General features: G+C 66.6%; 9 protein-coding genes. 2 read left to right on the forward strand and 7 right to left on the reverse strand.

What is annotated here, in order from left to right; all coding sequences use genetic code 11:
- Nucleotides 1-100: 100 nt before the first annotated feature.
- From KGQ19_RS46510 to KGQ19_RS46535, 6 genes are all read right to left on the reverse strand, one after another.
- Nucleotides 101-1489, reverse strand: coding sequence for a replication initiator (locus KGQ19_RS46510; protein ID WP_212021684.1), 1389 nt, complete (start codon nt 1487-1489; stop codon nt 101-103).
- A 218-nt stretch (nt 1490-1707) separates the two neighbouring features.
- Nucleotides 1708-1956, reverse strand: coding sequence for a hypothetical protein (locus KGQ19_RS46515; protein WP_212021685.1), 249 nt, complete (start codon nt 1954-1956; stop codon nt 1708-1710).
- Complete coding sequence (locus KGQ19_RS52425; RefSeq protein ID WP_212021687.1) at nt 1953-3359, reverse strand: FtsK/SpoIIIE domain-containing protein; 1407 nt, start codon at nt 3357-3359, stop codon at nt 1953-1955. Before KGQ19_RS52425 ends, KGQ19_RS46515 begins: the two co-directional genes overlap by 4 nt.
- A gap of 6 nt (nt 3360-3365) precedes the next feature.
- Nucleotides 3366-3551 (reverse strand): hypothetical protein, encoded by a 186-nt coding sequence (locus tag KGQ19_RS46525; protein WP_212021689.1) that lies wholly within the window; start codon nt 3549-3551, stop codon nt 3366-3368.
- Nucleotides 3552-3574: 23 nt separating this feature from the next.
- A complete protein-coding gene (locus tag KGQ19_RS46530) occupies nt 3575-3820 on the reverse strand; it encodes a hypothetical protein (protein ID WP_212021691.1) in 246 nt (81 codons plus the stop codon).
- On the reverse strand, nt 3820-4197 hold the full coding sequence (locus tag KGQ19_RS46535) for an SCO3933 family regulatory protein (protein ID WP_212021693.1): 378 nt from the start codon (nt 4195-4197) through the stop codon (nt 3820-3822). The genes KGQ19_RS46530 and KGQ19_RS46535 overlap by 1 nt, the downstream gene beginning before the upstream one ends.
- 302 nt (nt 4198-4499) lie before the next feature.
- On the opposite strand from KGQ19_RS46535, the gene KGQ19_RS51520 reads away from it, so the two are divergent.
- Nucleotides 4500-5210, forward strand: coding sequence for a GntR family transcriptional regulator (locus KGQ19_RS51520; protein WP_212021695.1), 711 nt, complete (start codon nt 4500-4502; stop codon nt 5208-5210).
- 469 nt (nt 5211-5679) lie between these two features.
- The gene (locus tag KGQ19_RS46545; RefSeq protein ID WP_212021697.1) at nt 5680-6084 is read left to right on the forward strand and encodes a hypothetical protein; all 405 of its coding nucleotides are present in this window, start codon (nt 5680-5682) and stop codon (nt 6082-6084) included.
- Between the two features lie 77 nt (nt 6085-6161).
- Here the strand turns inward: KGQ19_RS46545 and KGQ19_RS53220 are convergent, their stop codons facing one another.
- Nucleotides 6162-6773: a helix-turn-helix domain-containing protein gene (locus tag KGQ19_RS53220; RefSeq protein WP_368862257.1), complete on the reverse strand. Its 612-nt coding sequence runs from the start codon at nt 6771-6773 to the stop codon at nt 6162-6164.
- Nucleotides 6774-6893: the final 120 nt, after the last annotated feature.

The raw sequence follows: 6893 nt of genomic DNA on the forward strand, positions 1-6893 counted from the left end.
CCTCCACCCACCGCGACCGCAGCGCGTGTAGTCACCTAAGACAGGCGACAAGACCCAGACACGGCAACGGTTGGGAACGTGAATGGAGCGCTTCGCGCCGCTATTTTTCCGGTCGGCTCGCGTACGCCCCGGCTTCCCGAGCGATCTCACGATTGAGCCGCTTGTCCTCCGCGATCCCCGCCGCGAACATCACCTCACCCGGCGAGTCATGCCCCACCCCGTCAAGCACCCAAGACCCCTCCGTAACCATTTCCCGCTCGCCATCCGGCACCCGGTCATCCTGCGACCGGCGGTGCTCGATCCGTGCCCGGTTCAACGCCGTATACGTGGTCGAGTAGACCCGACTCTTTGTCGCCACGTTCCCGCGCCACCCCAACTGATGCGCCCACGCCCGCAACCGCAGCGGCCCGTACTGCTCCCACTCGGCCAGATCCCAGCACATCAGCGCCAACGCCCGACCGTGCCCGGTCAGCCCCGCCGCCTCAATATGGCCGCGTGAACGCACGGCGCGATCCAGTACCAGGCCGGGGATATCGCCCTTGGTCACATACTTAGCCACATACCGCGCCACCCCAGACGCACTCAACTCCTCCCCAGCGGCGAAAGCCCGGATCGGCGCGATATCCACCTGCGACCCGAACCGCAGCGCCAGCCCAGCACCGTCCGGACGCGTCGTAGACAACAGCGCCGCACCCGCCGCATGCCGCACCGCATCGGCCAACAGGACGCCATCAGCCCACCCCGGAGGCTCCGAACCCGGCCCGTCCGGCCCGTCCAGCCGGATCACCACATGCAGATGGACCGCTCCGCGCCGCTGAAACTCCGCGACCTTCGCATACGACACCCGCACATGCTCACGCAGCTCCGAGCGCTTCACCCCTGACACCGAGGCCAGACGAAACCGCAACCGCTTGACGAAGTCATCCCACAGCCCCGAGGCATGCGCGTTCCACAACACCGCATGCGTGTAGTCATAGCAGCGCGGGCACAGCGGCGTGCCCACCAACAAATCAGCCTTGCCATGCTGACCCCCACAGCCGCGCGACACGCCATGCTCACAGGACTTTGATACCTGCGCCGGGCGGCATGGGACCCCGGTGGTGACACGATGCACCGCACCGAACGACGGCGCCGTCAACGTCACAAACACCCTGGGATGCTCAGCCACCGACTCAGCCACCCCCTTGCCCCCGGCCAGCCCAGTAACCACCAGCACGTACGTGTCCACCGCATGGACATACGCGCAGGCCTCACACCGCGACGCCCGCCGATTCCCACACGCAATCATCAACCGCCCACCCGGCAGATCCGCCGAGGAGAACACATGCAGCACCTCACCAGTCGCCGCATCCCGCGTCACCGAATGCCCCGCCAACTTCACCGGGGACGCACACCCGCCGATCCGCTCAACCCGCGCCAACCAGCCCCGGAAATCCGGCATCCCCGCCGCATACACCAACTGCGCATCCAGCCCCGACTCCTCCACCATCCAGCAGTCCCCTTCCGTCTTGGACAGACACAGTCTTTGCCTCACCAGGCGGAACCGGCCGGCGGGCGGCACGACCCCACGCATGATCACTTCCGCGGGAGGGCCGCCCGCCGGCCGAACCCGCCCCCTGCACCGCACCCCGTCATCAGGGCAGGCACGACCAAGGACGGCCCGCACCTGACACAGGCCGCCCTCGATTTGTGTTTCATGCACCCCGCCTAGAGCTGATGCACCTGACCTGAGGTTCCCGAAGGAAGCGGCGGGGTCGGCGGCACCACATGCCCGCCACCGTCGTGCGTGTGCAGCAGCGTTCCGACCCAATCCGACACCGCATGCCCGATCGAGGTCTGCACGAAAAACAGCGTGAACAGAAACACCAGCGCCGCATCCAGCCCACCCAGACTCCGGTTACGAAGCTGAAGCCACACCACCGCGCCGAACAGCACCGCCGGAGCAACCGCGATCATCCCAATCCACCCCCCGCCATCTGATCCAGCATCGGCAGCGACGGCCGCAGATGCGCGAACTGCTCCACCGTCTCGACCACCGCCGCCGACGTGGTGTACACCGCCCGCGCCCGAAGCCACATCCCCTCGGCATCGGTCGTGATCGCCACACCCTTCTCACCCGGCGTGATCGCCTGCGCCGCATCCACCGCCTCCGGGTACAGATCCCCGAGCGTCATCACCGCCGTTCCCGGATCAGACACCCGGTGACAGATCCGCCCGCCCAACTGCGCCCGCAACGCCGTCACCCCATCACCCAGATCCGCGCTCACACGCTGACCCGCGATGATCAGATGGAACCCCAGCGCCCGGCCCAGCTGCGCCAGACGGATCAGCATCACCGAACATTGCGCCGCCTCAGCCTTGCCCGCCTTATCCACCGCCAAGTACAGCTCCGCGACCTCATCCACGATCACCACCACCGGCACCGGCCGCACCAACGCGGGCAGGTCCCAAATCGACCGCACACCCCACTCCCGACACTGACCCATCCGCGTATCCAGGAGCTTGCACAACCCGTCCAACACCCCGACCGTTTCCGCCCGTGTGGTCGCCAACGCCGACAACCGGGGCCGATACGGCGCCAGCTCAAGCCCTCCCTTCAAATCCACACCAACCAGCGCCACCGGACGCGGCGCCAACTCCACCACCACCGCATTGATCAGATTCGACTTGCCCGAACCCGTCGCACCCGTGATGAGCCAATGCGGCACCGCCGCCATATCCAGCACCCACGGCCACGCATCCTCACGCACCCCCAGCCGCACCATCAGCACAGACGCACCCTCTGGCAGCACCGGAACATCAGCCTTCGACCCCTGGCCGAACCGGCCCCACAGGCCACCACGCGCTACCGCCGCCGCCTTCAACCGCGCCAGATACGCACCCAGCGAAGACGGCGCCACCTCCGGATCCATCAACGGATCAGTCGCCGACACCAGCAGATCCACCCGGCCCCGCTCCCGCGAGGTCACCCGCACCGCATGCACCCGCCACGCATGCGCCATCGCCTCACCAGCCTTGACGAACTCCGCAGGGGTTTGACCAGCCAGCAGCCGCACCGTCGCCGACACCCGGCGCGCCTTACGAGGCAGCCGCACCACCAGATGCGGCACCAACGCGTCCAGCTCACGGCCCTTCACCGCCAGCCGACCGACCAGCGCCGAACCCGAACCACGCATCACCGTCAGATCGCACTCACGCGCCAGCCGACGCCAGGTGCGCCGCATCCGCAGCCACAGCACCGGAAACCCGACCACACACCACCACATGCGAGGGAACCGCCTAGACAGTGCCGGGGCCGCGAACAGCCCCGACACCGCCACCAGCAGCACACCCCACAAAAACAGGGCACTGCTACTCACCTACAGTCACCGTCCCCCGTCACCCTCCGACGCCAGCCGACGCGCCAGAGCCGAAGCGATCTCCGACGCCTGCCCGGTGATGGCCGCGATCTGCGACCACTGACGCGCCCGACGCCCCACCGACATCCCCGAATCCGGCACACCCGACCGATACAGCCGGGTCAGCAGCGCCTCAACCTCTGTGGTGTCCAACGCTTCGCTTCCTGAGATGTAGCTCACTCCGCGTCCCCCTCCAGCCCCAAGGCCCGCTCCCACTCCAGCACCATCGCCACTTGCAAGGCCCGTACAGCGATCTCCGAAGCTCGCGACGCGACTTCCACACACGCCACCCGCCACTGATCGGCGGACCCCTCCGGCCACGGCCACACGGCCTCGGTCAACTCCTCGACCACCTCACCGATCCACTCCAGGTGCTCCATCACCACCGGAGAGAATTCGTCCTCTGACCACTGCCGCACCATCAGGCATCACCGCCCTTGGAGCCCCGCGCCGGGGCAGCCGCCGGAACCGGCGTGCCTTCCGGAGGCAGCACCAGATCGGCCCGCCAGACCACACCGGTCCGGTCGTTCTGCTCCCACTGGGAAGCGACCAGCCCGACCAGCCGGACCGCCGAACCCTCCACCACGCCGCGCGGCTCCTCCGCAGTCGTGACGTCGATCGCCACCGCCCGCCGGGTACCCGGCTCACGCAGCGACACCCCCACAACCCACAGCTTGTTTCCGTCCCGATCGGTCTTGATCTCGCCGGTCTCGAAGTCCGTCTTCGGCTCCGGACCGATCAGACACACCGGCGTGCCCAACCGGGCCGCATCCACCGGAATGAACCTGAACAACGACACGAGGTTTCCCCTTCACCTCTCGCAACCCGCTCCGGCCACCAGGCCCGAAGCCCCTCACCTATAGGCTCTCACCTATCCGGAAAGGTGCTACCAGTATAGCCCAGAGAGTTGACGCCAGGCCGGGGTGCCCTATCATGAGAGGTGAGAGCTGACAGGCGTTGACGCAGGTAAGAGCGCTGCGACGTCGGATGAATGCATACAAACCGGGGCGAACCGGTTTTCAGAGACCGTTACAGAATCGTGACCGGCGAGAGTGCCGGAAGCCCGCTGAACAGGGCTGACACAGGTTGGGGACCACGAACATGGCCAAGCTCGTCAAAGCAGACGCGCTGTACAAGCAACTCGCCAACGCCATCCGCGACGGCATCGCCACCGGCCGCTGGCAACCCGGAGACATGCTCCCCTCCGAAGCAGCCCTGAAGACCGAATACGACGTCTCAGCTACTACCGTGCGACAGGCCCTCATCGCCCTACGCGCCGAAGGCCTCATCCACGTCCGCAACGGCATCGGCAGTTTCGTATCCTCCAGCTACAACCAGCCCGCCACCACCATCGACCGCGCCCATGACGCTGAGACACCTGTGCTCACCCCGACCGGGGAGCCGATGCTCTACCGGGGCAAGACTGACCCCTCCCTGGCCGCCCTCCTCAACATCTCTGAGGACGAACCTCTGTTCATCGTCGACGCCCCGGCCGTCGAAGACGGCACCGGCCGCAAGATCCTGATCCGCACCTTGATCCCCATCGAGGCCACGGACGGCTACGCCCCCGACCCCGATGCCGACCCGGCGACGCTCCTGGCGATGCAGATCAAACGACACGGCAAGGCATCCACGACCGAATACGTCCGCGCCCGCATGCCCAACCCGGACGAGCGCTCAGCGCTTGACCTGTCAGACGCCGTCCCGATCTTCGAGACCATCCGCGTCGCCACCGCCAAACGCCGCACCATCTACGCCGAAACCCAGCGCACCAGCACCGAAGGCGTCCAACTCGCCTACCCCATCCGATAGGCGCCCAGCGTCACCGGCTCCCATAGGGCGTGACTGAACTTTCCCTTACATGAATCAAGGCATGCGCGACCTGGGGCGGTGGCCGTGCCGGTGACTCCGGCTTGGCGCCCGCGCGGCATGCGGCCTCCGGCCGGTCCGCGCGACGCCCGCCGTCGCCCCCGACCCGGCCACCGCCTGAAAACCCCGCTGAAGCACGAAAGGCAGCCGAGGCACAGCACAGCCCGTGACGATCGGACACTTTCGGCGCACCAGGCAGAACCGGCCGGCGGGCGGCACGACCGCAGAGAACGCACGTCAGCGACCAGGCCGCCCGCCGGCCGAACCTGCCACCTGAGCTACCACGCCGCCGTCTTCCCAGCCGGGGCACGGTGGCGGCCGACTCCCGCAGCAGCATCCACGTCACAACCGCTTTCCGTTGTCACCGGCCGCGCGTAGCGTACAAGGTTCGAGAATCAGGGAGCTGATCCGCATGAACGGCGACCACAGCGACGACCACGAGATAGGACGGCCCGGCTACCGCGTCGACCAAATCCGACACCTCACCGGATCCGCCACCCGGCGAACGCCGCCCGGACCGGGGGGCTACCTTCGCGCACGCGCCGCCGTCGCAACCGGACTCACGCTCTACGCCTGGACGTGGGGTCTGGGTATCTTCAACGCCGAGTTGTGGACCACGGCCGTCGCCGCCATGGCAGCAATGCGAACCGCCCGCCGCTCCGCCGACCCCGACGCCTCAGACCTCAGCCTCACCCTCGCAACCCTCGCACGCTACGCAAGCGGCGCATGGCTACTCTGGCTCATCCCCACCGCCCTCTACACCATGCACACCGACGGCATCGCAGCCCTACTCACCTACCTGTTCAAAACACCCTGACCTGGCGCACCAGCGGAACCGGCCGCGGGGCCAACCCCAGGCCCCGCGGCCGAACCCGCTCCCTTCGGCATGCGACCTCAGGGCTCAATAGGTTCAAGGTCAAGACGGCACCGGACACGGCCGACGTAAGCAAGCAGGTTCTCCACAGTCGGCGAATGCGAAGCCCTCTCCCAGGACGCCAGCGTCACTCTGTCCACGCCCAACAACAGGCCCATATCGGTCTGCGACAGCGATCGTTGCCTACGCCTAATCCGCAACGGCGCGACCAGCCGCCTCAACTCAGACTTCTCATATGACTCGCCCTCTACAACATTTTCACCCGGATCCCCCAACACCCCTTCCGAAGCAACCACAATCAGACGAAAGCCAAGCAGTCGGGCCCACGCAATCAAACGCCCCAGGGCCGGGAGGTCATAGCCCTTCTCCCAGTCACGCAAAGATCTCGCCGACACACCAAGCCGCGAAGCAAAAGCTTCCTGTGACAGCCTGGATGCAGACCTAGCACTACACAACCGCTCCCGAATACTGTTCCACACGCGCTCTGACTTAGCGCTCAGACGCGAGTATTTCCCTCTGCCGACCGGCTCTGCCTGGAACAGCTTATGTAGAGGAGACTCCCCGTGGCCGCGTTCCGGACTCGCATTGACCGGCCACAACGCCAGCGAACAACCCAGCCCATGAGGGCTCATCTAAGTTGGCCGTGATGTTCGACCGTCCCGCTGGATCAGGGTCTTGATGGCAGCGAAGCGCCCGTGACGTTCTGTGATCATTCGAGTTGCTGAGACTTGAAGGATCAACGGGAGGCCACG

It is taken from the genome of Catenulispora pinistramenti, from assembly GCF_018274385.1.
Taxonomy (GTDB): domain Bacteria; phylum Actinomycetota; class Actinomycetes; order Streptomycetales; family Catenulisporaceae; genus Catenulispora; species Catenulispora pinistramenti.